1 protein-coding gene is annotated in these 826 nt (G+C 54.2%); it reads left to right on the top strand.

Annotated elements, in window-relative coordinates:
- Positions 1-826, top strand: an 826-nt coding sequence (locus Q4Q54_RS21625; protein ID WP_311989530.1) for a putative Ig domain-containing protein, incomplete at both ends; no start/stop codon positions are given.

Raw genomic sequence — 826 nt, 5'->3', positions numbered from 1 at the left:
AAGTTGGTTGAGCTTCAATGCGGCCACTGGATTGTTAAGTGGCACGCCCAGCAATGCCGATGTGGGCAGTCATGCGGTGACACTGAAAGTCACCGACACGGACGGCTTAACGGCAGAGCAAAGCTTCAGCATTCAAGTGACCAACGTCAACGATGCGCCGACGATTAGTTCAACGGCTATCACTGCTGCCACTCAAGATGCGGCGTACAGCTACACCTTTGCGGCGAGTGATACCGATGTGGGCGATGTACTGACGTTGAGCGCGGTGACTAAACCCAGTTGGTTGAGCTTCAATGTTGCCACTGGATTGTTAAGTGGCACGCCAAGTAATGCCGATGTGGGCAGCCATGCGGTGACACTGAAAGTCACCGACACGGACGGCTTAACGGCAGAGCAAAGCTTCAGCATTCAAGTGACCAACGTCAACGATGCGCCGACGATTAGTTCAACAGCTATCACTGCTGCCACTCAAGATGCGGCGTACAGCTACAGCTTTGCGGCGAGTGATACCGATGTGGGCGATGTACTGACGTTGAGCGCGGTGACTAAACCCAGTTGGTTGAGCTTCAATGTTGCCACTGGATTGTTAAGCGGCACGCCCAGCAATGCCGATGTGGGCAGCCATGCGGTGACACTGAAAGTCACCGACACGGACGGTTTAACGGCAGAGCAAAGCTTCAGCATCACGGTCACTAACGTCAACGATGCGCCGACGATTAGTTCAACGGCCATCACAGCTGCCACTCAAGATACCGCGTACAGCTATAGCTTCGCGGCGAGTGATACCGATGTGGGCGATGTACTGACATTGAGCGCGGTGACTAAA

The sequence above is a fragment of the Shewanella sp. SP2S2-4 genome, assembly GCF_031932025.1.
In the GTDB taxonomy this organism is placed as follows: Bacteria; Pseudomonadota; Gammaproteobacteria; order Enterobacterales; family Shewanellaceae; genus Shewanella; species Shewanella baltica.
The sequence above is the reverse complement of the archived record's forward strand: the minus strand, read 5'-3'. Positions and strand labels throughout refer to the sequence as shown.